The following is a 26,428-nucleotide window of genomic DNA, read 5'->3' as shown; positions in this document are numbered from 1 at the left end:
ACGAGTGCGCGAAGGCTTGATAGATTTGGCGCATGCCCGTGAGCTACCTGCCCTATGAACCGCAGCAGCAAAGACTGCTTCCCGACGCCCTTCAAGACTGGCTGCCCGAAGGGCATCTGGCGTACTTCATCAGCGACAGCGTCGACAGCCTGGATCTGAGCGCCTTCCACGCCCGGTATGCCAAGGGCGGGCCGCGCAACCAGCCGTTCCACCCGGCCATGATGGTCAAGGTGCTGATTTACGGTTACGCCACCGGCACCTTCAGCTCGCGCAAGCTGGCGGCCAAGCTGCACGAGGACGTTGCCCTGCGGGTGCTGGCCGCGGAGAACTACCCGGCGCACCGCACGCTCTCGGACTTCCGGGCGCTGCACCTGCAGGAGCTGGCGGCGCTGTTCGTGCAGGTGGTGCGCCTGGCGCGTGAGTGCGGCCTGGTCAAGCTCGGCACGGTGGCGGTGGACGGCACCAAGCTCAAGGCGAATGCGAGCCGCCACAAGGCCATGAGCTATGACCGGATGGTCAAGGCCGAGGGCGAGCTCAAGGCGCAGATCGACGGCCTGCTCAACCGAGCGCGTGCCGCCGACGATCTGGAGAAGAACGAACCCGACCTGGACGTTCCCGGGGAGATCAAGCGCCGGGAGGACCGGCTCAAGGCGATCACTGAGGCCAAGCTGCGCCTGGAGCAGCGCCAGCGCGAGGCCGATGCGGCCCGCGGGCGCAGCGCCGACGACGAACGCAAACCCCGCGACAAGGACGGCAAGCCCAAGGGCGGGCGCTACAAGCGCGACTTCGGTGTTCCCAGGACAGCGCCCAGGAGAGCTTCACCGACACGGACAGTCGGATCATGAAGCGCTCGGGCGGGGGCTACGACTATGGCTACAACGCCCACACGGCGGTGGACGAGAGCGCGCAGCTCGTGGTGGCAGCGGAACTCAGCAACAACGCCGCCGACAGCGACCGCCTGCCGGTGCTGTTGGCCGCGGTGAAGGCCAACCTGGGCGAGGATGCCCGACAGGTGCTGGCGGATGCGGGCTTCCGCTCGGAGGCCGTGTTCGAGCAGCTCAAGGACAGCCCGAGCGAGCTGATCGTGGCGCTGGGCCGAGAGGGCAAGCAGGCGCTGGACATCGACGCCGAACAATACCCGCGCACCGCAGCGATGGATGCCAGGCTGAAGACGCCCCAAGGCCGAGCGGCCTACCGCAAGAGGAAGTGGATCGTGGAGGCGCCCAACGGGTGGATCAAGAGCGTGCTGGGCTTCAGGCAGTTCAGCCTGCGGGGATTGAAGAAGGTCCAGGCCGAGTTCAAGCTCGTGTGTCTGGCGCTGAACCTGCGGCGCATGAGCGCATTGATGGCCAGATGAGGCCCGTGGCCGGGGGTGAATCCGCGCGCCGCTCGCCTGCGGCAGGCCGAGTAGGCGCCCTTGTGGTCGTTCGAGAACAGCCAACGCGCCGCGCGAGTGCTTGCGAGGCGCGCACAACTCAACGTGGGGTCACAGCGGCGCAGAAAAACTTCTGCCGCGCGGACTCCTAGGTGGTTGAAACCGGCACGTCGAGGCTCACTTTCACCGGGTCCATCGTCACCAGCGTGCGAAAGCGCTTGACGTTGTTGCTCTGGAAGAAAAGCTGGCGGCTCAGGGCGGTGTACTGCGCCATGTCGCGCACCACGAAGACCAGGATGAAGTCCCACTCGCCCGTCACGTAGTAGCACTGCTGCACCTGCGGGCAGTCGCGAAAGCTCTGCTTCATTGCGTCGAGCAGCTCGATCTGCTCGCTCTCGGTCTCCACTTCGGCCACGATGGTGAGCGGGTGGCCCAGCGCGGCGGGCGACAGCACCGCGCCGTAGCGCTGGATCACGCCCTCGTCGAGCATGCGCTTCAACCGCCGGTTGACGGCCGCCGTCGACAGATGCACCCGCTCGCCGAGTTCGCTCTGCGGCATGCGGCTGTTGGCCTGCACGAGTTCGAGAAGGCGAAGGTCGAGGGCGTCGAGAGGCGTCATGCGGAGATGGGGTGACGCAAAAACGTTGCGTCGAACGGCGCGATTTTGCGCACCTGTATCGCTGTGTTGTCAATAGCATCTCGCCATGAACCTTGCTGACACACCCTTGCGCGACGAACTGACGGGCTGGCGGAGACAACTGCACGCCATGCCCGAGACCGGCTTCGAGGAAGCGAAGACATCGGCCTTCGTGATCCGCGTGCTCAAGGCGTTGGGCCTGGAGGTGCACACCGGCATCGGCGGCACCGGCCTCGTCGCCAACCTGAGAGTGGGCGACGGCAGGGGCGTGATCGGCCTGCGCGCCGAGATGGACGCGCTCAACATCACCGAGCAGGCCGCCGGCCGCGCACATGTCTCCACGACGCCCGGCAAGATGCACGCCTGCGGCCACGACGGCCATATGTCGATCGTGCTCGGCGCGGCGCGCCTCCTGCGCGAGAGGCGCGACTTCGACGGCACCGTGCGCTTCATCTTCCAGCCTGCCGAGGAGCACGGCCGCGGCGCCAAGGCGATGATGGACGACGGCCTGTTCGAGCGCTTCCCGGTCGACGAGATCTACGGCCTGCACAACATGCCCGGCATGCGCGCCGGCACCATCGCCACGCGCGTGGGCGGCATCATGGCCAGCGAGGACAACTTCGTGATCCACGTGAAGGGGCGGGGCACGCATGCCGCGCGGCCGCACATGGGCATCGACCCGATCGTCATCGGGGCGGAGATCGTGCTGGCGCTGCAGACCATCGTGTCGCGCACGCTCGACCCTGGCGCTCAGGCGGTGGTCTCGTGCACCGAGTTCATCACCGACGGCATCCGCAACGCGATTCCGTCGAACGTGGTGATCAAGGGCGACACGCGCAGCTACGACCCGGCGGTGCAGCAGATGCTGGCCGAGCGCATGCGCGCCATCAGCGAAGGCATCTGCCGCCTGCATGGCGCCGAATCCGACTTCAGCTACACCCACGAGTTCGCGCCCACCGTGAACTGGGCCGAGTGCGTGCCCGTCGCGGTGGCCGCCGCCACGGCCGTCGTGGGCGCGGAAAACGTCGATGCCGATGTCGTGCCGCTGATGGCGTCGGAAGACTTCGGTGCGTTCCTGCGCAAGGTGCCGGGGGCCTTCGTGTTCCTGGGCAACGGCGCCGACGGCGAACCCGGCGGCACGCCGCTGCACAACAGCAGCTACGACTTCAACGACGAGGTGCTCGCGGCGGGCGCCTGCTATTTCGCGGAGATCGTGCGCATGCGCCTTCCCCGATCGACCGGCACCGGGAATTGAGCGACATGTTTTTCACCAACCCCCGCGCGAGTCGGCGCGCGTACGACGAATCCCTGCGCGAAGTGATGAGCATCGCGCGCGGCAGGCAGAGCCGGCAGTGGCTGTCGAGCTGGAACCGGCTTTCGCCGCAACCGACGCCGGCATGGTCGTTGCCCCGGCTCGCGGCGCGGCTTGGCATTGGCGGGCTCACCGTCAAGGACGAATCGAAGCGCTCGGCGCTCGGCAGCTTCAAGGTGCTCGGCGCGCCGGTGGCGCTGCTGCGGCTGGTGCTGCGCCGCTGGCCCGACCGCGAGTGGACGCCCGCCGACCTGCTGGCGGGCCGGCATGCCGGCGTGCTGCGCGACTTCGTGGTCGTCAGCGCCACGGACGGCAACCACGGGCGCGCGCTGGCCGCCGCGGCCCAGAGCATCGGCTGCCGCTGCGTGATCGTGCTGCATGCACAGGTGAGCGAGGAGCGCGAGACGCCCATCGCGCAACTGGGCGCCGAGATTGTCCGCATCGCGGGCAACTACGACGAGTCGGTGGCAGAGGCCGCGCGGCTTGCCGAAGCCAACGGCTGGGAGGTGGTTTCCGACACCTCCTACGACGGTTACGAGGAAGTGCCGCGCGATGTGATGCAGGGCTACGGCATCCTCGCCGACGAGTTGCTCGAGCACGCCGCCAACGATGCGCCGTGCCCGTTCACCCACGTCATCGTGCAGGGCGGCGTGGGCGGACTGGCGGCCGGCGTGGTCAGCCACTTCTGGGAACGTTATGGCGCCGCGCGCCCGGCCTTCGTCGTCGTCGAGCCCGGGCAGGCCGACTGCCTCCTGCAGAGCGCGCGAAGCGGCCGGCCGGCCCGTGCCACCGGTTCGGTCGATTCGGTGATGGCGGGGCTGGCCTGCGGCGAGACCTCGCCGCTCGCGTGGCGCTTCCTGCAGCCGGCGGTCGACCTGTTCATGACGGTGACCGATGCGCAGGCCGAGCAGGCGATGCGCACCCTCGCGGCCGGCGATGCGGGCGATGTGCCGGTGCTCAGCGGCGAATCCGGCGCGGCCGGCCTGGCGGCGCTGCAGGCGCTCGCGGCCGATGCCGAGGCGCGCCATGCCGCCGGTCTGGGCCCCGAGGCCCGCGTTCTGCTGGTAAACACCGAGGGCGCGACCGCGCCCGGCGTCTACCGCGCGATCACGGGGCTTTCGGGCGAGGAAGTGGTCGCGGCGCAGCAGCAGTGGCTGCTGTCGCACGGGCGCCGGTAGGCGCAAGCGCCGGCCGGCGCGTTGAGGCAACTGTCATCGACGGGCGTGATACTCGCGCGCCCCAATCCCCCGCATTGCTTCAACAAGGATCCCATGTCAGGACACGGCTTTCACGTGCACGGCCCGCACGACCACGAACTCGAACACGCCGCATCGGGCGGCCACGGCCATGGCGGTGCAGGCGCCCATGGCGACGGCGCGGCGGCGCAGTCCGGCGGCATGAACATGACCGGCAAGATCGCGGTGTGCACCGCGGTGATCGCCACCTTCGGCGCGATCTTCGCGTACATGGGCGGCGCCACCCAGGCCAACGCCGGGCTCTACAAGAACAACGCCGCCATCAAGAAGACCGAAGCGTCCAACCAGTGGAATTACTTCCAGTCGAAGAGCACCAAGCAGGCGCTGGCCGAGTTCGCGCGCGACACCGCGACCGACGACAAGCGCGCGGGCTGGCAGGCCAAGGTGAGCCGCTACGAGCAGGAAAAGACCGAGATCCAGGCCGCCGCGAAGAAGCTGGAAGAAGAGGCGAGCCGCTGGGACGCCCAGTCCGAAGAGCAGATGCACCAGCATCACCGCTGGGCCCAGGCGACCACCGTGCTGCAGGTGTCGATCGCGCTGGCGGCCATCGCCCTGCTCACCAAGAAGAAGTGGCTGGAGCGCGCGATGTTCGGCGTCGCCGCCGCGGGGTTCGTGGTGGGCGTGCTGGCCGCGCTGCACGTCTAGGCTCTAGGCCGACGCGCCTGCCGGGCTGCTCCAGCCGAAGAACCGCAGCACCTCGTCGCGCTGGCGCATCGCGTCGGCGCGGCCCAGCGCCATCAGCTCGCGGGTGTAGGCCGACTCGAACAGCAGGTAGCTTGCGAGCGCGCCGCCTTTCACGTCGGCCGCCACCCTGGAGCCGCCCAGCAGGTAGCGCACCGCGCCGGGCAGGGCGTCGACATGGCGCGCCGCGATCACGTCCAGGCGCTCCGACGGCGAGATCACCAACAGGTCCAGCGGGCGCAGGCCGCTCGACGCCCGCGCCGCCTCTGGAATGAGGCTCAGCGTGTGGTTCACGCGGTGCAGCCGCTCGATGTCGACCGCCAGCGCGTCCAGGAAGATGCTCGACAGCGCATGGCCCGCGATCTGCGCCATGGTCGGATAGCCGGTGTGGGTGTTCGGCCCCGGGGTTTCCAGCGGCTCGTGCATGCGGCCGGCGCCGATCACCACGATGCGTTGCGCGCCCAGGTGGATGGCCGCCGCGATGGGTGCCGACTGCCGCATCGAGCCGTCGCCGAAGTACTCGGTGTGGCCCTGCAGCATCGGCAGCGCGGTGGCCGGAAACACGAACGGAATGGCCGACGAGGCCAGCAGGTGCGCGTGCGTGATGCGGTCGCGCACGGAGATCCGCTGCGATCGCACCCAGGGCTCCATGGGCACGGCCGCCTCGAAGAAGGTGACGTGCTCGCCCGAGCTGTAGCTCGAGGCCGTCACCGCCAGCGCCTGCACGTGGCCGTCTTGCATGAGCTGCGGCAGGCGGTCGAGCAGCACCAGGCGCTGCAGCAGGTCGGCCAGCGGCGAGTTGTCCAGCAATGAACGGGGCCTGACGCGCATCCAGTTGGCCGCGTAGCGCCCGAGTCCCAGCAGCATGCGCCAGCGCGCGCCGCTACCGATGACGGAGAGCGAGTCGGCCTTGTAGACCTGCTCGGCGTGGAATTGACCCCAGACTTCGGCGATGTGTGCCACCACGTGGTCGAAGTTGTCGGCGCCGCAGGCCAGCGCGGCGGCGTTGATGGCCCCGGCGGAGGTGCCCGTGATGACCTGGAAGGGGTTGCCGGTGCCGGCGGCGGGGCCGGCTGCGCGCCGGATCTCTGCGATGGCCTCCAGCACGCCCACCTGGTAGGCGGCCCGGGCGCCGCCCCCGGTGAGCAGGAGGCCGGTGACGGGGCTTGTCTCTGGCATTTTTTGGTTATTGAGGAGCTGTTCGATGAAGGCTCGGAGAGCGCACTAGACTACCGGCCATTCAGGAGTTTGATCAATGGCACTCACCCCAGAAGGGCTGACGGACGCGCTCAAGGCCGTCGCGGACCCTAACACCGGCAAGGAATTCGTGGCGAGCCGGTCGCTCAAAAACCTCCAGGTCTCGGAGGGCGACGTGTCCTTCGACATCGAACTCGGCTACCCCGCGAAGAGCCAGCACGCGGCCATTCGCAAGGCGCTGGTGGCGGCTGCCAAGGCGGTGCCGGGCGTGGAGAACGTGTCGGTCAACATCGTCACCAAGGTCATCAGCCACGCGGTGCAGCGCGGCGTGCAGCTGATGCCCAACGTCAAGAACATCATCGCGGTGGCCTCGGGCAAGGGCGGCGTGGGCAAGAGCACCACGGCAGCCAACCTGGCGCTGGCGCTGGCGTCCGAGGGCGCCACGGTCGGCCTGCTCGACGCCGACATCTACGGCCCGAGCCAGCCCATGATGATGGGCATCGAAGGCCGCCCCGACAGCGCGGACGGCAAGACCATGGAGCCCATGGAGCGCCACGGCGTGCAGGTGATGTCCATCGGCTTCCTGGTCGACCAGGACCAGGCCATGATCTGGCGCGGCCCCATGGCCACGCAGGCGCTGGAACAGCTGCTGCGCCAGACCAACTGGAAAGACCTGGACTACCTCATCGTCGACATGCCGCCGGGTACCGGCGACATCCAGCTCACGCTGAGCCAGCGCGTGCCGATGACGGGCGCGGTGATCGTCACCACGCCGCAGGACATCGCGCTGCTCGACGCCAAGAAGGGCATCAAGATGTTCGAGAAGGTCGGCGTGCCGATCTTGGGCATCGTCGAGAACATGGCGGTGCACATCTGCTCGAACTGCGGCCATGCCGAGCACATCTTCGGCGCCGACGGCGGCAAGAAGATGGCGGCCGAATACCAGATGGAGTACCTCGGCGCGTTGCCGCTGGACATCAAGATCCGCCTTCAGGCCGACAGCGGCGCGCCCACGGTGGTGTCCGACCCCGAAGGCGACGTGGCGGGCATCTACAAGGCCGTGGCGCGCCGCGTGGCCGTGGGCATCGCCGAGAAGGCGAAGGACTTTTCCTCCAAGTTCCCCACCATCTCGATCAGCAAGAACACCTAGGCATGAACCTGCTCGCTTCGATGCGCTATCTGGTCGCGCTGAGCGAGCACAAGCATTTCGGCCGCGCCGCGCAGGCCTGCCACATCACCCAGCCGGCGTTGTCCAACGCGCTGCGCGCGCTGGAGAGCGAGTTCGGCGTCGTCATCGTCAAGCGCGCGCGGGTGTACGTGGGCCTCACGCACGAAGGCGAACGCGTGCTGGCCACCGCGCAGCGCATGCTGCGCGACAACGAGGTGCTGCTGCAGGAGCTGCGCAGCGAAGAGGGCGACCCGCACGGGCGCTTGCGCATGGCGGCCGTGCCCACGGCCATTCCGATGCTGTCGCGCTTCGCGGCCATGCTGCAGCAGCGGCATCCGGGCATCGTGCCCGCGGTGCTGTCGATGAGCTCGCAGGAGCTGGAAACGGGCCTGGAGAGCCTGTCGGTCGACCTCGCGCTCGGCTACACCGAGCGCATGCACCTGCCGGGCATCAAGCTCTCGGCCTGGCCGCAGAGCATCGAGCATTACTTCCTGCTGCGGCGCGCGAAGAAGGCGTCGGCCGACCAACTGCGCATCGGCAAGCCCATGCCCTGGGCCGAGGCCGGCCAGCTGCCGCTGTGCCTGCTCACGCCCGACATGCACAACCGCGCCATCATCGACCAGGCGCTGCGCGAAGCCGGCGTGCCGGTGGCGCCGGCCATCGAGACCAACTCGGTGCTGGCGCTCGCGCTGGCCGTGAGCGTGGGCACGGTCAGCAGCGTGCTGCCGGGCGCGATGGTGGCGGCGGTGCGCAGCCACCGCGAGCTGGAGGCGCTGCCGCTGGTGTCGCCCGAAGTGCGCACGCCCATCGGCTTCATGACGCAGGACGGCGTGCGAAGCTCGCGCGCGCTCGACGCCGCGCTGGCGTTCCTGCGGACACCCGAGTGGCAGGCGCAGGTGCAGCAGCACAGCGGGACGCTCGGCGGCACCTAGCGCCGCACTCATTCAAAACTTGAATCGGGCCATGCGCTGATCGAATTTGACGGCGCATGAAGCGCTCACTCACACTCCGCGGCCCGGATTCGGCAACAAATTACACATCCGGCGTACAAGGAGAAATATGGCAGGCTCATCTGCAGGCGTTCTCGAGGGAGATCGCATCGGCGGAAGCGGAGTGCAACAGCAACCCGGCTTCCTGGAAAAAGAACGCATCATCGCGGGCCCCGGTTTCAACCGCTGGCTGGTACCCCCGGCCGCACTGGCCATCCACCTTTGCATCGGCATGGCCTATGGCTTCTCGGTGTTCTGGCTGCCCTTGTCCAAGGCGCTGGGCACGGCCGGCACCGGCGCGCAGGCCTGCGCCAAGGACATGAGCTTCTTCGCGGAGCTGTTTGCCACCAACTGCGACTGGCGCGTGGCCACGCTGGGCTGGATGTACACGCTGTTCTTCGTCTTCCTCGGCTGCTCGGCGGCCCTGTGGGGCGGCTGGCTCGAACGCGCGGGCCCGCGCAAGGCTGGCGTGGTGTCGGCGCTGTGCTGGTGCGGCGGCATGCTGTTGTCGGCACTGGGCATCCACCTGCACCAGTTCTGGCTGATGATCCTCGGCTCCGGCGTGATCGGCGGCATCGGGCTCGGCCTGGGCTACATCTCTCCGGTGAGCACGCTGATCAAGTGGTTCCCTGACCGGCGCGGCATGGCGACCGGCATGGCCATCATGGGCTTCGGCGGCGGCGCGATGATCGGCTCGCCGCTGGCGGTCGACCTGATGAAGCGCTTCTCCACCGCCACCGACGTGGGCGTGATGCAGACCTTCGTGGTCATGGCCCTCGGCTACTTCGTCTTCATGATGGCCGGCGCGCTGGGCTACCGCGTGCCGCCCTCGGGCTGGAAGCCCGAAGGCTGGACGCCGCCCCCGGCGCAGACCAGCAACACCATGATCACCCAGCGCCACGTGCACGTGAAGAAGGTCTGGGGCATTCCCCAGTTCTGGCTCGTGTGGCTGGTGCTGTGCATGAACGTGAGCGCGGGCATCGGCGTGATCGGCATGGCTTCGCCCATGCTGCAGGAAGTGTTCGGCGGCGCGCTGATCGACCTGCCGGCCAAGTACGGCCAGCTCGACAAGACGCAGCTGGCAGCCATCGCGGTGGTGGCGGGCGGCTTCACGGCGCTGCTGTCGCTGTTCAACATCGGCGGGCGCTTCGTGTGGGCGAGTCTGTCGGACAAGCTGGGCCGCAAGCTCACCTACACGGTGTTCTTCGTGCTCGGCGCCGTGCTGTACGCGAGCATTCCCTCGTCGGCCGGCGCGGGCAGCAAGCTGCTGTTCGTGGGCGCCTGCTGCGTGATCGTGTCGATGTACGGCGGCGGCTTCGCCACGGTGCCGGCCTATCTGGCCGACCTGTTCGGCACGCAGTTCGTGGGCGCCATCCATGGCCGCCTGCTCACGGCATGGGCCACTGCGGGCATCCTGGGCCCGGTGGTGGTGAACTACATGCGCGAATACCAACTGGGCCTGGGCCTGCCGCGCGAGCAGGTCTACAACCAGACCATGTACATCCTGGTGGGCATGCTGGTGATCGGCTTCATCGCCAACCTGCTGGTGCGACCGGTGGCCGACAAGCACTTCATGACCGACGCCGAACTGGCCGTCGAGAAGAAGCTGGCGCACGAGAAGGCCTCGGCCGCCGAAGTGGGCAGCGGCTCGGGCCGCGCCGACACGGTGAGCCCGCTGGTGGTGGCGCTGGCCTGGGTGGCTGTGGGCATTCCGCTGGCCTGGGGCGTCTACAAGACGCTGATGAGCGCGGCCAAGTTCTTCAACTGACCGCCCGGCCAATCGATCAACGGCCCGAAGGCTGCGCCGCGAACACCTCGATCGCGGCCAGCCGGGCGACCGAACGGCCCGGCTTCACGTCGCCGGCCATCACCAGCCGGGCCATGCCGTTGCGGCCCAGCGGCGCGCCGTTGAGGCTGTAGGCGACCAGCGCCATGCGGTTGCCGGATTCGGGTGCGATCTCCGCCAGCGAGACCACCGCGCGGTAGCCGTCGCTGCCGACCAGCACCGCGTACATCGAGAGCACAGGGTTGCGCACCGCGGTGTCGGGCTTCAGGCCCACCGACGCATCGTTCAGCAGGGCCCACAGGCTCACGCCGGTGTAGCTGTTCGCGCCGACCGTCAGCGTGGCGACGGGCAGCGCCTGCAGCGCCGCGAGGTCGAAGCTCGCCCGCTTGCCGACGGCGCCCGAGACGGTGAATGAAGGCGAGATGCCTTCGCTGGCAGTGGCCGCAGCAGCCACGGCAGGCGCCGCGGGAGGCGAGCCGGTGGCACAGCCGCCGAGCATCGCGATCGCCATGACGACGACAGCGGCAGCGGCGCGGCAAGGCCGCTTCGAGGGCAGGAACAGTTTGCGGTCTTTCACGTGAACTCCTCGTTTTTCCAGGGCAGGGGCGTCGTATTCATTCTTGCATGACGCCGGTGGCCCGCCGCGGGCGGACAATGACGGCCCGCATTGGTTTACGCTTCGCGCCAACATGAAATCCAAAGTCCAGTTCCGCCTGCGCATCTACCGGGACGACGCCATCGCCATCGGCCCCGGCAAGATCGCGGTGCTCGAAGCCGTGGCCGAGACGGGGTCGATCTCGGCGGCGGCCCGCCTGCTCGGCATGTCGTACCGCCGCGCCTGGATGCTGATCGACGAAATGAACCAGGCGCTGGCCTCGCCCGCAGTGAACACGGCCGCCGGCGGTTCGCGCGGCGGCGGCACCGCGCTCACGCAGGTCGGCGAAGACATCGTCAAGCACTACCGCGCCATCGAAAACGCCGCGCGGCTGGCCGCGGCGGCCGACATCCGCGCGCTCACCCGCCTGCTCGCGCCATGAAGCCCGAAGCCCTGGAGCCCGTCGTCTGCCGCCCGGTCGGCGTGGTGCGCAGCCGCTTCACCGAAGCCGCCGGCATGCCGATCCAGACGGCCGGCGCGCCCGGCGAACCGGGTCGCCTCGAAGTCTTCGCCGAGTTCGCGCCGGGCCTGCGCGACATCGAGGGCTTCGACTACTTGATCCTCGTCACCCACCTGCACCAGTGCGCGCACGAGCGGCTGGAGGTGGTGCCCTTTCTCGACAACGCCTCGCACGGCGTCTTCGCCACGCGCGCGCCCGCGCGGCCGAACCGACTGGGCCTGTCGATCGTGCGGCTGCTGTCGGTGGACGGCACCACGCTGCACTTCAGCGGCAACGACATGATGGACGGCACGCCCGTGCTCGACATCAAGCCTTACGTGCCCAGGTTCGACGTGCGCGAGACCGAACGCGTCGGCTGGTTCGGCGCCCGGCTCGATCAATTGCCGAGCACGCGCTCCGACGACAGGATGGGCTGATCGGGCGCCGCGTCCGCCGCCGGCAGCGCGGGCGGCGAGGCGTCTCCCTGCCAGCACGACCACACGCTCTGCGACAGCAACTCGCGCGCCGGCGGCGGCGCTTCCTTGATGCTGCCGATGCTGATGAAGCCCGCCAGGTACTCGCCCGGCAGCACGCCCACCTGGCGCGAAAGCGTCTCGTCGAAGCAGCGCTCGCCGCTCAGCACGATGGCGCCGTAGCCCAGCTGGTGCGCGGCGCTCAGCATGTTGCCCAGCGCCGCGCCGGCACTGAGCCACTGCTCGCGCGCCGGGATCTTGCTGCGCTCGCGCGGCGACACCACGAAGCCCAGCAGCAGAGGCGGGCGGGTGGCGTGCTCGCGCGCCTTCTTGAGGTCGGCCGCGCTGGCGAGCGGATCGCGCCGCAGCTTTTCCTGCTCGAAGCACCAGGCCAGCGCCTCGCGGTTCTGTGGGCGGAACTCGATCACGCGCCACGGATGCAGCCCGCCGTGGTCGGGCGCGCGCAGGCCGGCCTGCAGGATGCCGTCGAGTTCATCGGGGTTGGGGGCGGGTGGCTGCAGCCTGCGCGGCGACACGGAACGCCGCGTCAAAAGCACCTCGAGGATGCGTTCCGCACCCGTCATGTGCCGCCACATGCGAGTCACTGTCCCAGGCGGTCGGCGTACACCGCCTTGCGGCGCAATACTTCGCCGATGTCGTTGGCGTCGGCCTCGGCCACCAGGAAAGACTGGCTTTCGCCGTCGGGCGCGGTGATGGACAGCACGAAGCCGGCGGCGTCCATGGCGCGCTCGATGCGCCACTCCTGCACCTGCGTCACGTGGCGAAGCTCCGGCCTGCCGGAGATCGAACGGACAACGGTGTCGTGGGCGGATGGGCGCATGGGTTCCAGGGTGTCCAACGCTATATCCGCCAGTATATGAAGACTCATCGGTTTGCGCACCCCCGTGAGAACCTTAGGGCTCAGCGTGTAACAATCGCCGCCGTATTTCAATGAACACGACGAATTCACTCATCGCTTCGACCGACTGGTTCCCCCTGGTGCTGTCGCTCAAGGTGGCCGCCGTGGCCACCGTGCTGGCGCTGGTCATGGGCGTGGCACTGGGCTGGGTGTTCGCGCGCAAGCGCTTCTTCGGCCGCACCGTGCTGGAGGCCGTGTTCATGCTGCCGCTGGTGCTGCCGCCCACCGTCATCGGCTATGCCATCCTGGTGGCGGCCGGGCGCCGCAGCCCGCTGGGCGCGTGGCTGCGCGAGCACCTCGACTACACCATCATCTTCAGTTGGCACGGCGCGGTGGTGGCCTCCGCCGTGGTGGCGCTGCCGCTGGTGCTCAAGTCGGCCAGCGCCGCGTTCTCGGGCGTGGACCGCTCGCTCGAAGCGGCGGCCAGCACGCTGCGGCAGTCGCCGTTCTCCGTTTTCCTGCGCGTCACGCTGCCTCTGGCGTGGCCCGGCATCCTGGCCGGCACGCTGCTGGCCTTCGCGCGCGCCATGGGCGAGTTCGGCGCCTCGCTGATGGTGGCCGGCTCCATTCCCAAGCAGACCCAGACCCTGTCGATGGCCATCTACGACGCGGTGCAGGCCGGGCACGACGACCTCGCGCTGCTGCTGGTCATCGTGACTTCCGTGCTGTCGATCACCGTGCTGGTGCTGTCGAACCGCTTCTTTTCGCTTCGCTGATTGTTTCCGTGCTTCGTCGTTCATCATTCTTATAAGGAGTTGCCATGCGTCCGTTCCGTCTCTTGTCCCTCGTCGTCGCCCTGGCCTTGCCGCTGGCCGCCGCCGCGCAGCAGATCACCGTGTCCGCCGCCGCCAGCCTGACCGACGCGTTCAAGGAAATCGGCCCCAAGTTCGAGGCCGCCAAGTCGGGCGCCACCGTGCGCTTCAACTTCGCCGCCTCGGGCGTGCTGCTGCAGCAGATCGGCCAAGGCGCGCCGGTGGACGTGTTCGCCAGCGCCGACCAGGACACCATGAACCGCGGCGTGGAGCAGAAGGTCATCGACACCGCCACGCGCAAGGACTTCGTCACCAACAGCCTGGTGCTGGTCGAGCCCGCCACGGGCGCCGTGGGCGTGAAGACGCTGCAGGACCTGAGCGGCGCCAGCGTCAAGAAGATCGCCGTGGGCAAGGTTGCGACCGTGCCGGTCGGCCGCTACACCAAGCAGGTGCTCGACGGAGCCAACCTGTGGACCGCGCTCGAGCCCAAGTTCGTGCAGGCCGACAGCGTGCGCCAGGTGCTCGACTACGTGAGCCGCGGCGAGGTCGAGGCCGGCTTCGTCTACCGCACCGACGCGGCCGTGGCCGGCGACAAGGTCAAGATCGCCTTCACGCCCACCGGCCACACGCCCGTGACCTACCCCATCGCCGTGGTGGCCGACAGCAAGCAGAAGGCGCTGGCCGGCGACTTCATCGCGTTCCTGTCGACGCCCGCCGCGCAGGAAGTGCTCACGCGCTACGGTTTCGGCAAGCCATGATCGACGTCGATCTGAAGCTCTCGGTGCAGGACGGGGCACGCCGCTTCGACCTGGCCGTGCGCTTTCAGACCGACGTGCCTTTTGCCGCGCTCTACGGCCCGTCCGGCGCGGGCAAGTCGCTCACGCTGCAGGCCATCGCGGGCCTGCTGCAGCCGACCGCGGGTCATGTGCGGCTCGACGGTCGCACGTTGTACGACGCGGCGCAGGGCATCGACGTGCCCGCGCCCGAGCGCCGCATCGGCTATCTGTTCCAGGACTACGCGCTGTTCCCGCACCTTACGGTGCGCCAGAACGTCGGCTTCGGCCTGACCGCCTGGCAACGCCGCAAGCCGTCCGCGAGGGATGCCGAGCGCGTGCAGGCGCTGCTGGACAGCTTCGGCCTCGCGGCGTTGGCAGACAGCCGCCCGCGCAACCTCTCGGGCGGCCAGCAGCAGCGTGTGGCGCTGGCACGCGCGCTGGCCTGCGAGCCGCAGGTGCTGCTGCTCGACGAGCCCTTCGCGGCGCTCAACCCCATGCTGCGCACCGAACTGCGCAACGAGCTCGCGCAAGTGCGCAAGCAGTGGGGCATTCCGGTGCTGATGATCACGCACGACATCGAGGACGTGCTCGCGCTGGCCGACGTGGCCTTCGTCTACAAGGACGGCCAGGTGGTGCGCGAGATCGACCTGCACAGCGCCGACAGCCGCGACTTCGCGCTGCGCGACATCGCGGGCGTGCAGGAGGTCGAGGACACGCCGCTGCGCAGCAAGCTGCGCGGGTTGCTGATGCAGGATGCGCGCGGCTGACGCCCGTGTATCGCATAAGCGATACACTTTGGCGATGAAAACCGCCACCATCCCTTCCGTGCGTGTCGAGCCCGAATTCCGGGACGAAGTCGAGCAGGTGCTTGGCGAAGGCGAGTCCTTGTCCCAGTTCGTCGAGGCGGCGGTGCGCGCCTGTGTTTCCCAGCGAAAGAGCCAGGCTGAGTTCGTGGCGAGGGGCATGAAGTCGCTGGCGGATGCGCGTCGCGGCGGGGACTACGTCGATGCGGGCGAAATGGTGCATCGCCTCAAGGCAAAGCTCGACTCGGCGAAGAAGCTGCAACACGCTCCGCGCCGGTGAGCTACACGGTCCGGTTCACGCGCCAGGCAGCCGAAGACCTGGAGCGGCTGTTCGACTTCGTTCTTCAGCGAGAACTCGAAAGGGGCGGCGACCTGGCGCTGGCCGAGCGGGCTCTAGAGGCCATCGAGCACGGCATTGCCGCCTTGGCGTTTTCCCCGTTCACTTGCCGCAAGGCGGGCGACAGCCCCTTCATCCGCGAACTCGTGATCCCGTTCGGTGCCAGCGGTTATGTTGCGTTGTTCGAAATAGAGGCGAGCGACTCGATCGTCGTGGCCGCCGTCAGGCATCAGCGAGAGGACGACTACCACTGAGTCGGTCCGGGCCGCTCTCATCTGCCTGAGCAGCCGGCGCGGCGCCCCGTTCATTTCCATTTTGAATCGACGCATACGCCGATCCAATTTGACGGCCGCTCCTCGCGCGCGAACACTCCCGGCATGAGCGAGCAGAAGATCGAGTTTTACAAGGGCCCCGCCGGCGGCTGGGGGGCCTTGCGCAGCGTCACCAACGCGCTGCTGCGGCAGGACATTCCCATCAAGGGCGCGAAGACGCTGCTTTCGGCCAACCAGCCCGACGGCTTCGACTGCCCCGGCTGCGCCTGGCCCGACCGCAACCATGCCTCCACCTTCGAGTTCTGCGAGAACGGCGTCAAGGCCGTGGCCGCCGAGGCCACCGCGCGCCGCGCCGGCCCCGAGCTGTTCGCGAAGCACACCGTGGCCGAGCTGGCCCAGCAGAGCGACTTCTGGCTCGAAGACCAGGGGCGCCTGACGCACCCCATGGCCTATGACGCAGCCAGCGACAAGTACGTGCCCATCGAATGGGACGACGCCTTCGCGCGCATCGCGCAGCACCTGAACGCGCTGCCCGACCCGAACCAGGCCATCTTCTACACCTCGGGCCGCGCGAGCAACGAGGCCGCCTTCCTGTATCAGCTGTTCGTGCGCGAGTACGGCACCAACAACTTTCCCGACTGCTCGAACATGTGCCACGAGCCCAGCGGCAGCGGCATGCGCCCGCAGCTCGGCGTGGGCAAGGGCACGGTCACGCTCGACGACTTCGAGAAGGCCGACGCCATCTTCATCTTCGGCCAGAACCCCGGCACCAACCATCCGCGCATGCTGGGCGAGCTGCGCGCGGCCTCCAAGCGCGGCGCGCGCATCGTGAGCTTCAACCCGCTGCGCGAGCGCGGCCTGGAGCGCTTCGCCGATCCGCAGGACAAGCTCGAGATGGCGACCATGGGCTCCACGCCCATCAGCACGCACTACTTCCAGCTGCGCGTGGGCGGCGATTTCTCCGTCATCAAGGGGATGATGAAGCACGTCATCGAGCGCGAGGACGCGGCCGTGGCGCGCGGCGAGCCCTCGGTGCTCGACCATGATTTCATCGCCACCCACACCATCGGCTTCGAGTCGCTGGCGGCCGACCTGCGGGCCGAGTCGTGGGACATCCTGGTGCGCGAGGCCGGCCTGAGCGAGGCGCAGATCCGCGCCGCCGCCGACGTGTACCTGGGCGCCAGGCGCGTCATCGCCTGCTGGGGCATGGGCATCACGCAGCACCAGCATTCGGTGGCCACCATCCAGATGATCGGCAACTGGCTCATGCTCTGCGGCCACATGGGGCGCGAGGGCGCGGGCGCCTGCCCGGTGCGCGGGCACAGCAACGTGCAGGGCGACCGCACCATGGGCATCTGGGAAAAGCCGCCGGCGGCGCTGCTCGACCGGCTGCAGAAGGTGTTCGACTTCGAGCCGCCGCGCCAGAACGGCGTGGACACGGTCGAGGCCATCCGGCTCATGCTCGACGGCAAGGGCAAGGTGTTCTTCGCGCTCGGCGGCAACTTCGCGGCCGCCACGCCCGACACCTACCAGACCTGGAAGGGCCTGCAGCAGTGCGACCTGACGGTGCACGTGACCACCAAGCTCAACCGCAGCCATGTGATCCACGGGCGCGAGGCGATCATCCTTCCGTGCCTGGGCCGCACCGAGATCGACATGCAGGCCAACGGCCCGCAGGGCGTGACGGTGGAAGACTCGATGAGCATGGTGCACATCTCGATGGGCATCAACCCGCCCGCGTCGGAGCACCTGCTGTCCGAGCCGGCCATCGTGGCGCGCCTCGCGGCCGCCACCATCGGTGCGCGCAGCAAGACGCCGTGGCTCTGGCTGGTGGAAGACTACGCACGCATTCGCGACAAGATCGAAGCCGTGTTCGACGACTTCAAGGACTTCAACACCCGCGTGGCGCACCCCGGCGGCTTCCGCCTGCGCAACACCGCGAGCGAGCGGGTGTGGAACACCGCGTCGAAGAAAGCCGTGTTCTTCACCCATGCCGTGCCGCTGGACACCCATTCGCACCGCGCCCGCGCGCGCTTCGCGAAGAAGGGCGACACCATCGTCTTCACGCTGCTGACCACGCGCTCGCACGACCAGTACAACACCACCATCTACGGCATGGACGACCGCTACCGGGGCGTCTTCGGCCAGCGCCGCGTGGTCTTCATCAACAAGGAAGACATCCGCAAGCTGGGCATGAAGGACGGCGACTGGGTCGACATCCAGACCGTGTGGAGCGACGGCCAGGAACGCCGCGCCGATCGCTTCAAGCTGGTGGCGTACGACATTCCACGCGGCAATCTCGCGGCCTACTACCCCGAGACCAATCCGCTGGTGCCGCTGTCGTCGGTGGCCGAGAACGCGGGCACGCCGACCTCCAAGTCCATTCCCGTGGTGCTGTCGTTGCATGCGGCGCCTGCCCCCGAGCCGGCGGACGCTGATACCGTGGCGGCATGACCGCCGCCTCCTTCGACGCCGATTCCTTTTCCATTGCCATCCTGCGCGCACTGGCCGACGCGCCGGGCGAGGGCGGCATGTCGCTGCCGCGCCTGGGCAAGCGGCTGGGGCAGGGCGCAAGCGTGGTCATGCGCCAGCTCACGCTGATGGGCGATGCATCCATCGGCGGCGTGCGCGGGCCCGGCTGGGTGCGCGTGGTGCAGCTGGACGACCGCTGGGTCGCGCACCTCACCGACGCCGGCCGCGCGCTGGCCGAGACCCTGCCGGCTGACGAAAACCCCGGCTGAGCGGACAATGGCCGCGGCCATGCAAGACGACCCCACCATCACCGAATCCGATTCCCTGCCGCCGCTCGCGCGGCACGCGGTGCATGTGTTCGGCGAACGCGGCCTCGCGCCCGAGGGCGTGGTGCGCGACGACACCCTGGCGTCCGAAGTGCCGGTGGCCCTGGTGTTCAACGGCGTCTCGCACGCGGTGATGATGGCCACGCCGCAAGACCTGGAAGCCTTCGCGCTCGGCTTCGCGCTGAGCGAAGGCATCCTCGACAGCGCCGCCGATTGCCGGGGCATCGACGTGCGGACGGTCGACGCCTCCGACGCGGGCTTGCCAGAAGGCATGCCCGGCATCGAGGTGCAGCTGGAAATTTCCACACGCAGCTTCGAACGCCTGAAGGACCGCCGCCGCAGCCTCGCGGGCCGCACCGGCTGCGGCGTGTGCGGCGTCGAGAGTTTTGCGGGGCTCGACCTCACGCCGCAGCGCGTGCCGCAACGCGACTGGATCGAACGCATCGACCTGGCGACAGTGCTTCGCGCCTTCGCCGCCATGCCCCCGCGCCAGACACTCAACGCCGAAGCCGGGGCGATCCACGCCGCCGCGTGGGCCACGGTCGACGGCGAGCTCACGGACCTGATGGAAGACGTCGGCCGCCACAACGCGCTCGACAAACTGCTCGGCAAGCTCGCGATGGCAGGGCGACTCGAAGAGCCGGGCTTCGTGTTGATGTCCAGCCGGGGCAGCCACGAACTGGTGCGAAAGTGCGCGCGCCTGGGCATCGCGGCGATGGCGACCATCTCCGCACCGACCTCGATGGGCGTGCGCATGGCCGAACTCTGCGGCCTGCGCTTCTGGGGCCTGTGCCGCGCGCCGCGCGGGGTGCTCTACGCCGGCGGACTGAACCACGGCAACTGACGTGCCGCTAGCGCCCGACCGCCGGGCGCTGATAACAAGTGGCCGATTCTTGTTAATTCCGACGCCGTTGGGCAGTGCAACGGTGTTGCATATCTAACGAAATCTCCAGGAATTCTCCAAGTCACTTTTGGCCACAAATGTGCAGCCAAACGCGACATGACAATCCGCGCCCGCAGCGTATTCCTCGCTGCATTCGTGCGCCGCAATCGCTGCGGGAAACGCATGGGAAGCCGGTCGACAGCCACTTCGGCCGGCGGCACGGAGAAATCGAGGAGGAAGCCGCACCAGAGAAAGACCGACATCGCATACCCAATCAGCCACAACAGATCACACACAAGATTTCATGAAAAACAAGATTCTCTTTTCGCTCTCATTGCTGTCACTTGGCCTTCTTCACGCTTGCGGTGGAGGCAGCGGTGGTGGCGGCAGCGGCATGCCGCTGGGCATCGTCCCGCCCAGCGCGCCGTCCCCGATGGCGGAGGCGGCCGCACCGGTGCCTGCCGCAGCGGATTCCGGCTCCGTATCGGCGCTCTTCGTTCGTGCCGAGCGTGCACGCTACCTGCTGCTCGGCGTGGGCGCGCAATCGTTCGGCGTGCTGTCGCAAAGCGAGCAGGCGGCCAGCGGCGCGATGACCCGCCTGAACGACAACACACTGACGGGATCGAGCGCGACGAAGGAAATCAATGGCGACGCGAACTTCGCGATCGGCCGTTGGACCGCCGGCACGGTCACGCGCAGTTCGGGCGCGGAGACCCTGACGGGAGCCGACAACCGCGCGTATCACTACCTTGCCTTGAACGAACTGAAGACCCTGCCTGCCAGTGCGACCACCACCTGCGACGCGGGCGTCTTCACCAGTCCTACGTACGTGGGCGGCGGCAGTGGGGCCGCGGCCAACAGCGGTGCTGCAAGCGGATCTTCGACGCTGGCATTCGGCAGCGAAGGCGCGGTCGTCGCCGGCACCGTCAAGGTGACTGTCGGCGATGCCGCCGGCTCGGTGAATTTCGACACCAAGGTCAAGTCGCCATCGAGCACGTCGGTGACCGGCAGCTTCCTGAGTGCCGGGGCGGGCGCCGGCATCACGCTGGGCGATCACGGCGGCGGCGCTTACGCGATCGCGGTCGGCTATTCGGCAACGCTTCCATCCGGTGCGCGGTATATGGGCGTCGCTAAATTCCGCTGCGCTTGAGATCGTGAACAGAGGGCCGGGGTGACCGCATTGCCGCGGTCATCGCCGGCTCCAGTCAGGGGCCGAATTTCCTGGCCATTTCGTGGCTGTCAGGCAGAAAGTCGGCCATTCACCCCAGCCTCAGCACCGCCTCGGCCACAGCCTCGATCCCCTGATCCGACAGGTCAGCCGCCGACACTCCCCGGCGCTGGGCCCATGCCTTGAAGTGCACCTCCTGCGACTTCTGGTAATGCGGGTCGTAATGCAGTGCCATCAACTCCGCAAACAGATGCGGCAGATCCGCCTCATGCGCCCACTGCTGCCAGCGCGCCACTGTCTCCTTGCCCTGCAGTTCCTTCAGCGCCCCCAGCTTGTCGGCCAGCGCGTCGCGGTCGTCGCCCAGGTAGGCGTAGTCGCGCAGCAGATACGCCAGCCGCGCCTCGGGCGTGGCGCACACCTCGATGCACTGCGCGGCGCGCATCCGCGCCACCAGCGACAACGGCAGCGACAGCCGTCCGATGCGGATGCTCTCGCCCTCCACATACAGCGGGCGCGAAAGATCGACGCCTTCGAGTACCGCCGCGATCAGCGTCTCGAAGTGTTTTTGCGAAGGCTGCGGCACACCCGGCAGCGAGCCGAGCAGCGATCCCTTGTGGCTCGCGAAGTCTTCCAGGTCGAGCACCTGCGCGCCACGCGCGGCAAGCGCATGCAGCACGCGCGTCTTCGCGCTGCCGGTGGCGCCGCAGATCACGCGCAGATCCAGCTTGGGCGTCAGCGCGTCGATCTGCGAAATGACGTGCCGGCGAAAGCTCTTGTAGCCGCCCGCGAGTTGCTGCGCGTCCCAGCCGACGAGGCGCAGCCAGGTGACCATCGATCCGCTTCGCATGCCGCCGCGCCAGCAGTAGACCAGTGGCTTCCAGTTCTCGGGCCGGTCGGCCAGCGTGTCGCGCAGGTGCCGCGCGATGTTGGCCGCGACCATCGCACCGCCGATGCGCCGCGCCTCGAAGGCGCCGGTCTGCACGTAGACGGTGCCGACGATGCGGCGCTCCTCGTCGTCGAGCACCGGGCAGTTGATGGCGCCGGGAATATGGTCGAGCGCGAACTCGGCCGGCGAGCGGGCGTCGATCAGCGTGTCGAAGGCGTGGCGGTCGCCGACCCGCACGGGCTGGCGATGACTCATGGCAGGAACCTCATGCCTCGATTGTCAGGCGTATGCAGGTCCGAGGCCACGGCGCAGGCGGACGCTCGCAAAGTCGACAAAAGTCACCAGCACGAACATCGCGATCAGCACCGTCATCGCCTGCTGCTGCTGGAAGATCGACAGGTGAAAGTACAGCAGCTGCCCCAGGCCGCCGCCGCCCACGAAGCCCAGCACCGCCGCCATGCGGATGTTCATTTCCCAGCGGTAGAGCGCGTAGGCCACCCACTGCGGCAGCACGATGGGCAGGCTGGCGTAGCTGAAGGCGGCGATGGGGCCGGCGCCCGAGAGCGTCAGCGCGTGCTCCGGCTCGCGCGGGGCGTTTTCCAATGCCTCGGCGAACAGGCGCCCCAGCACGCCCGTGGTGTGCAGCGCCAGCGCCAGCGCACCGGCGAAAGGGCCGATGCCGGCGGCCAGCACCATCAGCGCCGCCCACACCAGTTCAGGCACGCTGCGCAGGAAGTTGAGCACGAAGCGCGAGCCGTGGCGCAAGGCGCCGCCCGCGCGCCCCGAAGCCGGCAATGCCAGCACCGCACCGGCAATGGCCGCGAGCACGGTGCCGAGCGCGGACACGGCCAGGGTCTGCAGCGCGCCCTTGCCCACCTTTGCGAGAAAGTCGGGCGACATGTCGGGCGGGAAGAATTCGGTGATGAACTTGCCCATGAGCTTCAGCGAGTCCGCCGAGCCCAACGCCCGGTAGTCGATGCCCAGATAGACAAAGCTCGCCACCACCGCCGCGCCGATCAGCAGCAGCGCCAGCCGGCATCGCCAGCATGGCGGCGGTCTTGAGGGCAGCGCGCGTGCGGTCGTCGTCATGCCAGCAGCCTCCGCAGCGCATTGCTCAGCAGGTCCGCCAGCAGCACCAGCGCCAGGAACACCAGAAGGATGCTGCTGGCTTCGCCGCCGTTGAGCATCTTCATCGACTGGTCCATCAACTGCCCCAGCCCGCCCGCGCCTACGAAACCCATCACCACCGACGCGCGTACCGCGCACTCCCAGCGGTACACGGTGTACGAGGCCAGCTCCTGCGCGGTGTTCGGCAGCAGGCCGTAGCAAAGCGCCGCGAGCCGGCCGCTGCCGCCCTCGAGCAGGGCGCGCGCGGGCCGGGTGTCGGTCGATTCGAGGATTTCGGCGTAGACCTTGCCCAGCATGCCGCCATAGGTGATGGCCAGCGCCAGCACGCCCGCGGCGGGGCCGAGCCCGAAGACGCGCACGAACAGCAGCGCCCAGACGATTTCCGGAATCGCGCGCAGAACCATCAGCAGCCATCGTGCGGCCTGCCGCACGATGCCGGCCCGCACGCGGCCCGGCCCTGGGCCGATGCGCGAGACTGAAAGCGCGCGCGTGGTCACGAAGCCCAGCGGCGCACCGATCAGCAAGGCCAGCGCGATGCCGGCCGTGGCCATGGCCAGCGTCTCCAGCGTGGCCTTCAGGAGCAGCGCGAGAAAGGCGGGCGAGCCGTCGGGCGGAAAGAAGCCCGCCAGGAAGCCGCCGATGACCGCGAGATTGCCGCTGGTGAACAGCGCCCACGGATTGAACTCGGACAGCGCCAGCATCGGCCATGCGATGACCAGCGCGGCAAGGCAACCGGCCAGCCGCCGCATGGCTTGCGGGTCGCGCCGGATGACGGCGGAGGGGGCGGCCGTGCTCAAGGGCAGTCCGGACGAAGAAAAGTCGCTTCGGCTGCGACGGGCTGCGCCGATTTCTGCACCGCCACGCCACCCTCGCTCGCATAGAGCGCATCGAGCATCGCGGCCGTCACCTGGCCGGCGGGCAGGTCGAACACCACCAGCCCGTTGCGCATGCCGACGATGCGCGGAAACCAGCGCAACGCCAGGTCGACCGCGTGCAGCGAAGCCATCAGCGTGGCACCTGTCGACTCGCTCTGCGCGACCAGTTGGCCGATGGCGGCGTCGGCCAGGGTGGGGTCCAGCGCCGACACGGGCTCGTCGGCCAGCAGCAGGGCGGGGCGCTGGTACAGCACGCGCGCAATGCCCACGCGCTGCAACTGGCCGCCCGAGAGCCGGTCGCAGCGGTCGAACAGGCGGTCTTCCATGGCCAGCCGCGAGAGCGCTTCATGCGCGCCGGCGATGTCCGACGGATGCAGCAGCGAGCCCAGCGCGCGCAGCGTCGACCACTCGCCGAGCCGGCCCGCGAGCACCGCGGTGACCACGCGCAGGCGCGGCGCGATCGGCGGCGACTGGTGCACCGTGCCGATGCGGGCACGCAGCTTCTTCAGCGCCGCCGCCTGCAACTGCCACGGCCCTGCGCCCAAGAGCCGCACTTCGCCTTCGCCGGGCCGGAGCGCCGCGCCCAGCACGCGCAGCAGCGTGGTCTTGCCGGCGCCCGAAGGCCCGATGACGGCGATGCGCTCGCCATCACGGGCGGACAGCGTCACACCGGCGAGCGCGCGATGGCCGTTGGGGTGAACGACGCCCGCGCCTTCCAGCGAAAAACTCATCCGCGCAGGCTCACTTGATCAAACCCGCCGACTTGCCCGCCGTCTCGATGCCGTCGTAGTTGGACGACTTGGTCGGAATGAACTTGCTCGCGCGCTGCAGCGCCATGATTTCCTTGTGCGCCGGGTTGGCCGGGTCGAGCTTGAGGAAAGCGTCGGCCAGCTTCCTGGTGAGCGCGGGGTCGAGGCCGGGGCGCACCGTCCAGTTGTAGTCGTAGTAGGTCGGCGTGGTCGCGAGCACGCGCACCTTGGCGGCGTTCGGATTCTTGGCCTCGACCAGCTTGTCCCACACCGATGCGTTGAGCACGCCGGCCTCGGCGCGCGACGCGGCCACGAAGGCCACCGTGGCGTCGTGCGCGCCGGAGAACGCGACCGTCTTGAAGTCCTTCTCGGGGTTGATGCCTGCCTGCAGCAAGAAGTAGCGCGGCATCAGGCTGCCCGAGGTGGAAGAAGGCGCGCCGAAGGCGAAGGTCTTGCCCTTCAGGTCGGCCAGCGTCTTGGCGGTGCTGTCGACCGGCACGATGAACTTGCTGGTGAACACCTCGTCTTCCGCGCGCTGCACGATCGGCACCGCGCCGCCGTTGGTGCGGATGCGCGCCTGCACGAAGGTGAAGCCGCCGAGCCACGCCAGGTCGATCTTGTTGGTGGCCAGGCCCTCGACCACGGCCGCGTAGTCGGTCACGGGCGTGAACTGCACGTCCATGCCGGTTTCCTTCTTCAGGTAGTCGCCCAGCGGCGTGAACTTGCGCTGCAGCTCGGTGGGCGCCTCGTCGGGAATGGCCGAGACGCGCAGCACGCCCTGGGCGAAGGCACCGAGGCTGGCGGCGGAGAGGCTCAGGGCAAGAGCCAGTCGGGTGAATGTCTTTTTCATCATGGATGCGCCTCTGGGACGTGCGGGATAGGAAGGGACGGGATTGTAGAAAGCAAAGGCGATTCGATAATCGCCCCATGAACCCAACGCTCATGAACCCGCTCGCGCCACTGCGCCTCACGAGTTTTTCGCACGGCGGCGGCTGCGGCTGCAAGATCGCGCCCGGCGTGCTGTCGCAGATTCTCAAGAACCACGCGGGCGGCATGATCCCGCCCGAACTCATGGTGGGCATCGAGACCGCGGACGACGCCGCGGTCTACAAGCTCAACGACCAGCAGGCGCTGATCGCGACCACCGACTTCTTCATGCCCATCGTGGACGACCCGTACGAGTTCGGCCGCATTGCCGCGACCAACGCGATCAGCGACGTCTACGCCATGGGCGGCCGGCCGATCATGGCGCTGGCGCTGGTTGCCATGCCGATCAACCAGCTGCCGGTGGAAGTCATCGCCGACATCGTGCGCGGCGGCCAGGACGTGTGCCGCGCCGCGGGCATTCCGATTGCCGGCGGTCACACCATCGATTCGGTCGAGCCGATCTACGGCCTCGTCGCGATGGGCCTCGTGCACCCCGACCGCGTGCGCCGCAACGCCGACGCGAAAGCCGGCGACGTGCTGGTGCTGGGCAAGCCGCTGGGCGTGGGCGTGCTGTCGGCGGCGCTCAAGAAAGAGCAGCTGTCCGGCATCGGCTACCGCCAACTGATCGAGAACACGACCAAGCTCAACACCCCCGGCATCGCCCTCGCGGCGCTCGACGGCGTGCATGCGCTGACCGACGTGACGGGCTTCGGCCTGGCCGGCCACACGCTCGAACTCGCGCGCGGCGCCAAGCTCAGGGCGGTGATCGAATGGTCGAAGGTGCCGCTGCTCGACAACGTGGTGGTGATGGCCGCCGAGGGCATGGTCACCGGCGCCTCGGGCCGCAACTGGGCCGGCTACGGCGCCGACGTGGAACTGGCACCCGGCCTGCATCCCACCGCGCAGAACCTGCTGAGCGATCCGCAGACCTCGGGCGGCCTGCTCGTGAGCTGCGCGCCGGAAGCGGTCGGCGCGGTGCTGAAGATCTTCCGCGACGAGGGCTTCGGGCAGGCGGCGGTCATCGGCCGCGTCGAGGCGGGGGAGCCTTCGCTGCGCGTGGTGCCCTAGGCGCCCGTTCAAAAACGGCGGAAGGAGGAAGGAGTCGAACCTTCCCGGCGACGACTGGCGCCACCCACCGGGTTTGAAGCCCGGCCGCCCCACCAGGGACGATCTCCCCCCATGATTCA

Annotated in this window: 28 protein-coding genes, 1 tRNA gene and 1 pseudogene; 19 read left to right on the top strand and 11 right to left on the bottom strand. The window is 68.6% G+C overall.

Translation table 11 applies throughout. The features are described 5' to 3' along the window. Positions 1-32: 32 nt before the first annotated feature. Positions 33-1,357: pseudogene (locus L3V85_RS26860) on the top strand (IS1182 family transposase). A 166-nt stretch (positions 1,358-1,523) separates the two neighbouring features. On the opposite strand, the gene L3V85_RS26855 reads toward L3V85_RS26860, so the two are convergent. Further along, a complete protein-coding gene (locus L3V85_RS26855) occupies positions 1,524-1,994 on the bottom strand; it encodes an Lrp/AsnC family transcriptional regulator (protein ID WP_237675710.1) in 471 nt (156 codons plus the stop codon). A gap of 85 nt (positions 1,995-2,079) precedes the next feature. Here L3V85_RS26855 and L3V85_RS26850 point away from each other — a divergent pair, with 85 nt between their 5' ends. The 3 genes from L3V85_RS26850 to L3V85_RS26840 all read left to right on the top strand — a co-directional run bounded on the left by L3V85_RS26850 (position 2,080) and on the right by L3V85_RS26840 (position 5,225). Beyond that, positions 2,080-3,267, top strand: coding sequence for a M20 aminoacylase family protein (locus tag L3V85_RS26850; protein ID WP_237675709.1), 1,188 nt, complete (start codon positions 2,080-2,082; stop codon positions 3,265-3,267). A gap of 5 nt (positions 3,268-3,272) precedes the next feature. Beyond that, positions 3,273-4,502, top strand: coding sequence for a diaminopropionate ammonia-lyase (locus tag L3V85_RS26845; RefSeq protein WP_237675708.1), 1,230 nt, complete (start codon positions 3,273-3,275; stop codon positions 4,500-4,502). Between the two features lie 93 nt (positions 4,503-4,595). Further along, a complete protein-coding gene (locus tag L3V85_RS26840) occupies positions 4,596-5,225 on the top strand; it encodes a DUF4337 domain-containing protein (protein ID WP_237675707.1) in 630 nt (209 codons plus the stop codon). Between the two features lie 3 nt (positions 5,226-5,228). Here L3V85_RS26840 and L3V85_RS26835 read toward each other — a convergent pair whose 3' ends face one another. Then, a complete protein-coding gene (locus L3V85_RS26835) occupies positions 5,229-6,440 on the bottom strand; it encodes a patatin-like phospholipase family protein (RefSeq protein ID WP_237675706.1) in 1,212 nt (403 codons plus the stop codon). Positions 6,441-6,516: 76 nt separating this feature from the next. Here L3V85_RS26835 and apbC point away from each other — a divergent pair, with 76 nt between their 5' ends. The 3 genes from apbC (at position 6,517) to L3V85_RS26820 (ending at position 10,383) form a co-directional block, all read left to right on the top strand. Next, positions 6,517-7,608: an iron-sulfur cluster carrier protein ApbC gene (gene apbC, locus L3V85_RS26830; RefSeq protein WP_237675705.1), complete on the top strand. Its 1,092-nt coding sequence runs from the start codon at positions 6,517-6,519 to the stop codon at positions 7,606-7,608. Positions 7,609-7,610: 2 nt separating this feature from the next. Continuing rightward, positions 7,611-8,558, top strand: a complete 948-nt coding sequence (locus L3V85_RS26825) for a LysR substrate-binding domain-containing protein (protein ID WP_237675704.1) — start codon at positions 7,611-7,613, stop codon at positions 8,556-8,558. Positions 8,559-8,685: 127 nt separating this feature from the next. After that, positions 8,686-10,383: an OFA family MFS transporter gene (locus L3V85_RS26820; protein ID WP_237675703.1), complete on the top strand. Its 1,698-nt coding sequence runs from the start codon at positions 8,686-8,688 to the stop codon at positions 10,381-10,383. Between the two features lie 16 nt (positions 10,384-10,399). Here L3V85_RS26820 and L3V85_RS26815 read toward each other — a convergent pair whose 3' ends face one another. Further along, positions 10,400-10,978 carry a hypothetical protein gene (locus L3V85_RS26815; RefSeq protein WP_237675702.1) on the bottom strand — a complete coding sequence of 193 codons (579 nt, stop codon included), beginning with the start codon at positions 10,976-10,978 and terminating at the stop codon, positions 10,400-10,402. Positions 10,979-11,090: 112 nt separating this feature from the next. On the opposite strand from L3V85_RS26815, the gene L3V85_RS26810 reads away from it, so the two are divergent. Next, a complete protein-coding gene (locus tag L3V85_RS26810) occupies positions 11,091-11,438 on the top strand; it encodes a winged helix-turn-helix domain-containing protein (protein WP_237675701.1) in 348 nt (115 codons plus the stop codon). After that, positions 11,435-11,932: a tRNA (N6-threonylcarbamoyladenosine(37)-N6)-methyltransferase TrmO gene (tsaA, locus tag L3V85_RS26805; RefSeq protein WP_237675700.1), complete on the top strand. Its 498-nt coding sequence runs from the start codon at positions 11,435-11,437 to the stop codon at positions 11,930-11,932. The genes L3V85_RS26810 and tsaA overlap by 4 nt, the downstream gene beginning before the upstream one ends. On the opposite strand, the gene L3V85_RS26800 is transcribed toward tsaA, so the two are convergent. After that, positions 11,893-12,552: a nitroreductase family protein gene (locus L3V85_RS26800; protein WP_237675699.1), complete on the bottom strand. Its 660-nt coding sequence runs from the start codon at positions 12,550-12,552 to the stop codon at positions 11,893-11,895. The two genes, tsaA and L3V85_RS26800, sit on opposite strands and share 40 nt — an antisense overlap. A gap of 17 nt (positions 12,553-12,569) precedes the next feature. After that, positions 12,570-12,809, bottom strand: coding sequence for a hypothetical protein (locus tag L3V85_RS26795; protein ID WP_237675698.1), 240 nt, complete (start codon positions 12,807-12,809; stop codon positions 12,570-12,572). Positions 12,810-12,919: 110 nt separating this feature from the next. Between L3V85_RS26795 and modB the strand changes: the two genes are divergently transcribed. The 9 genes from modB to L3V85_RS26750 all read left to right on the top strand — a co-directional run bounded on the left by modB (position 12,920) and on the right by L3V85_RS26750 (position 20,658). Beyond that, entirely contained in the window at positions 12,920-13,603 is a 684-nt protein-coding gene (gene modB, locus L3V85_RS26790; protein WP_237675697.1) for a molybdate ABC transporter permease subunit, read from the top strand. 44 nt (positions 13,604-13,647) lie between these two features. Then, the gene (modA, locus tag L3V85_RS26785; RefSeq protein ID WP_237675696.1) at positions 13,648-14,397 is read left to right on the top strand and encodes a molybdate ABC transporter substrate-binding protein; all 750 of its coding nucleotides are present in this window, start codon (positions 13,648-13,650) and stop codon (positions 14,395-14,397) included. Next, positions 14,394-15,182, top strand: coding sequence for an ABC transporter ATP-binding protein (locus tag L3V85_RS26780; RefSeq protein WP_237675695.1), 789 nt, complete (start codon positions 14,394-14,396; stop codon positions 15,180-15,182). Before modA ends, L3V85_RS26780 begins: the two co-directional genes overlap by 4 nt. A 34-nt stretch (positions 15,183-15,216) precedes the next feature. Next, positions 15,217-15,498 carry a YlcI/YnfO family protein gene (locus L3V85_RS26775; protein WP_237675694.1) on the top strand — a complete coding sequence of 94 codons (282 nt, stop codon included), beginning with the start codon at positions 15,217-15,219 and terminating at the stop codon, positions 15,496-15,498. Further along, on the top strand, positions 15,495-15,809 hold the full coding sequence (locus tag L3V85_RS26770) for a type II toxin-antitoxin system RelE/ParE family toxin (protein ID WP_237675693.1): 315 nt from the start codon (positions 15,495-15,497) through the stop codon (positions 15,807-15,809). The genes L3V85_RS26775 and L3V85_RS26770 overlap by 4 nt, the downstream gene beginning before the upstream one ends. 123 nt (positions 15,810-15,932) lie before the next feature. Further along, a complete protein-coding gene (locus L3V85_RS26765; RefSeq protein WP_237675692.1) occupies positions 15,933-18,281 on the top strand; it encodes an FdhF/YdeP family oxidoreductase in 2,349 nt (782 codons plus the stop codon). Further along, positions 18,278-18,568 carry a hypothetical protein gene (locus L3V85_RS26760; RefSeq protein ID WP_237675691.1) on the top strand — a complete coding sequence of 97 codons (291 nt, stop codon included), beginning with the start codon at positions 18,278-18,280 and terminating at the stop codon, positions 18,566-18,568. Before L3V85_RS26765 ends, L3V85_RS26760 begins: the two co-directional genes overlap by 4 nt. 19 nt (positions 18,569-18,587) lie before the next feature. Further along, the gene (gene fdhD, locus L3V85_RS26755) at positions 18,588-19,469 is read left to right on the top strand and encodes a formate dehydrogenase accessory sulfurtransferase FdhD (protein ID WP_237675690.1); all 882 of its coding nucleotides are present in this window, start codon (positions 18,588-18,590) and stop codon (positions 19,467-19,469) included. A 343-nt stretch (positions 19,470-19,812) separates the two neighbouring features. Next, a complete protein-coding gene (locus L3V85_RS26750; protein ID WP_237675689.1) occupies positions 19,813-20,658 on the top strand; it encodes a hypothetical protein in 846 nt (281 codons plus the stop codon). Between the two features lie 109 nt (positions 20,659-20,767). Here L3V85_RS26750 and mnmH read toward each other — a convergent pair whose 3' ends face one another. From mnmH to L3V85_RS26725, 5 genes are read right to left on the bottom strand one after another with little or no spacing between them, the layout of a single operon-like run. After that, complete coding sequence (gene mnmH, locus L3V85_RS26745) at positions 20,768-21,817, bottom strand: tRNA 2-selenouridine(34) synthase MnmH (protein ID WP_237675688.1); 1,050 nt, start codon at positions 21,815-21,817, stop codon at positions 20,768-20,770. Positions 21,818-21,841: 24 nt separating this feature from the next. Next, on the bottom strand, positions 21,842-22,651 hold the full coding sequence (gene phnE, locus L3V85_RS26740) for a phosphonate ABC transporter, permease protein PhnE (RefSeq protein ID WP_237675687.1): 810 nt from the start codon (positions 22,649-22,651) through the stop codon (positions 21,842-21,844). After that, positions 22,648-23,439, bottom strand: a complete 792-nt coding sequence (locus tag L3V85_RS26735; protein WP_237680655.1) for a PhnE/PtxC family ABC transporter permease — start codon at positions 23,437-23,439, stop codon at positions 22,648-22,650. The genes phnE and L3V85_RS26735 overlap by 4 nt, the downstream gene beginning before the upstream one ends. Before the next feature lie 44 nt (positions 23,440-23,483). Next, positions 23,484-24,296, bottom strand: a complete 813-nt coding sequence (locus L3V85_RS26730; RefSeq protein ID WP_237675686.1) for a phosphonate ABC transporter ATP-binding protein — start codon at positions 24,294-24,296, stop codon at positions 23,484-23,486. Between the two features lie 10 nt (positions 24,297-24,306). Beyond that, the gene (locus L3V85_RS26725; protein ID WP_237675685.1) at positions 24,307-25,167 is read right to left on the bottom strand and encodes a putative selenate ABC transporter substrate-binding protein; all 861 of its coding nucleotides are present in this window, start codon (positions 25,165-25,167) and stop codon (positions 24,307-24,309) included. Positions 25,168-25,241: 74 nt separating this feature from the next. Here L3V85_RS26725 and selD point away from each other — a divergent pair, with 74 nt between their 5' ends. Continuing rightward, positions 25,242-26,309: a selenide, water dikinase SelD gene (gene selD / locus L3V85_RS26720; protein WP_237675684.1), complete on the top strand. Its 1,068-nt coding sequence runs from the start codon at positions 25,242-25,244 to the stop codon at positions 26,307-26,309. 18 nt (positions 26,310-26,327) lie between these two features. Here selD and L3V85_RS26715 read toward each other — a convergent pair. Further along, a tRNA-Sec gene (locus tag L3V85_RS26715) sits at positions 26,328-26,420 on the bottom strand. Positions 26,421-26,428: the final 8 nt, after the last annotated feature.

Source organism: Variovorax paradoxus (assembly GCF_022009635.1).
GTDB lineage: Bacteria > Pseudomonadota > Gammaproteobacteria > Burkholderiales > Burkholderiaceae_C > Variovorax.
The sequence above is the reverse complement of the archived record's forward strand: the minus strand, read 5'-3'. Positions and strand labels throughout refer to the sequence as shown.

What these genes read in the sequence shown, in the direction of transcription:
- L3V85_RS26855 (WP_237675710.1), bottom strand. Translation starts at nt 1,994, where the DNA reads ATGACGCCTCTCGACGCCCTCGACCTTCGCCTTCTCGAACTCGTGCAG.
- L3V85_RS26850 (WP_237675709.1), top strand. Translation starts at nt 2,080, where the DNA reads ATGAACCTTGCTGACACACCCTTGCGCGACGAACTGACGGGCTGGCGG.
- L3V85_RS26845 (WP_237675708.1), top strand. Translation starts at nt 3,273, where the DNA reads ATGTTTTTCACCAACCCCCGCGCGAGTCGGCGCGCGTACGACGAATCC.
- L3V85_RS26840 (WP_237675707.1), top strand. Translation starts at nt 4,596, where the DNA reads ATGTCAGGACACGGCTTTCACGTGCACGGCCCGCACGACCACGAACTC.
- L3V85_RS26835 (WP_237675706.1), bottom strand. Translation starts at nt 6,440, where the DNA reads ATGCCAGAGACAAGCCCCGTCACCGGCCTCCTGCTCACCGGGGGCGGC.
- apbC (WP_237675705.1), top strand. Translation starts at nt 6,517, where the DNA reads ATGGCACTCACCCCAGAAGGGCTGACGGACGCGCTCAAGGCCGTCGCG.
- L3V85_RS26825 (WP_237675704.1), top strand. Translation starts at nt 7,611, where the DNA reads ATGAACCTGCTCGCTTCGATGCGCTATCTGGTCGCGCTGAGCGAGCAC.
- L3V85_RS26820 (WP_237675703.1), top strand. Translation starts at nt 8,686, where the DNA reads ATGGCAGGCTCATCTGCAGGCGTTCTCGAGGGAGATCGCATCGGCGGA.
- L3V85_RS26810 (WP_237675701.1), top strand. Translation starts at nt 11,091, where the DNA reads ATGAAATCCAAAGTCCAGTTCCGCCTGCGCATCTACCGGGACGACGCC.
- tsaA (WP_237675700.1), top strand. Translation starts at nt 11,435, where the DNA reads ATGAAGCCCGAAGCCCTGGAGCCCGTCGTCTGCCGCCCGGTCGGCGTG.
- L3V85_RS26800 (WP_237675699.1), bottom strand. Translation starts at nt 12,552, where the DNA reads ATGACGGGTGCGGAACGCATCCTCGAGGTGCTTTTGACGCGGCGTTCC.
- L3V85_RS26795 (WP_237675698.1), bottom strand. Translation starts at nt 12,809, where the DNA reads ATGCGCCCATCCGCCCACGACACCGTTGTCCGTTCGATCTCCGGCAGG.
- modB (WP_237675697.1), top strand. Translation starts at nt 12,920, where the DNA reads ATGAACACGACGAATTCACTCATCGCTTCGACCGACTGGTTCCCCCTG.
- modA (WP_237675696.1), top strand. Translation starts at nt 13,648, where the DNA reads ATGCGTCCGTTCCGTCTCTTGTCCCTCGTCGTCGCCCTGGCCTTGCCG.
- L3V85_RS26780 (WP_237675695.1), top strand. Translation starts at nt 14,394, where the DNA reads ATGATCGACGTCGATCTGAAGCTCTCGGTGCAGGACGGGGCACGCCGC.
- L3V85_RS26775 (WP_237675694.1), top strand. Translation starts at nt 15,217, where the DNA reads ATGAAAACCGCCACCATCCCTTCCGTGCGTGTCGAGCCCGAATTCCGG.
- L3V85_RS26765 (WP_237675692.1), top strand. Translation starts at nt 15,933, where the DNA reads ATGAGCGAGCAGAAGATCGAGTTTTACAAGGGCCCCGCCGGCGGCTGG.
- L3V85_RS26760 (WP_237675691.1), top strand. Translation starts at nt 18,278, where the DNA reads ATGACCGCCGCCTCCTTCGACGCCGATTCCTTTTCCATTGCCATCCTG.
- fdhD (WP_237675690.1), top strand. Translation starts at nt 18,588, where the DNA reads ATGCAAGACGACCCCACCATCACCGAATCCGATTCCCTGCCGCCGCTC.
- L3V85_RS26750 (WP_237675689.1), top strand. Translation starts at nt 19,813, where the DNA reads ATGAAAAACAAGATTCTCTTTTCGCTCTCATTGCTGTCACTTGGCCTT.
- mnmH (WP_237675688.1), bottom strand. Translation starts at nt 21,817, where the DNA reads ATGAGTCATCGCCAGCCCGTGCGGGTCGGCGACCGCCACGCCTTCGAC.
- phnE (WP_237675687.1), bottom strand. Translation starts at nt 22,651, where the DNA reads ATGACGACGACCGCACGCGCGCTGCCCTCAAGACCGCCGCCATGCTGG.
- L3V85_RS26735 (WP_237680655.1), bottom strand. Translation starts at nt 23,439, where the DNA reads ATGCGGCGGCTGGCCGGTTGCCTTGCCGCGCTGGTCATCGCATGGCCG.
- L3V85_RS26730 (WP_237675686.1), bottom strand. Translation starts at nt 24,296, where the DNA reads ATGAGTTTTTCGCTGGAAGGCGCGGGCGTCGTTCACCCCAACGGCCAT.
- L3V85_RS26725 (WP_237675685.1), bottom strand. Translation starts at nt 25,167, where the DNA reads ATGATGAAAAAGACATTCACCCGACTGGCTCTTGCCCTGAGCCTCTCC.
- selD (WP_237675684.1), top strand. Translation starts at nt 25,242, where the DNA reads ATGAACCCAACGCTCATGAACCCGCTCGCGCCACTGCGCCTCACGAGT.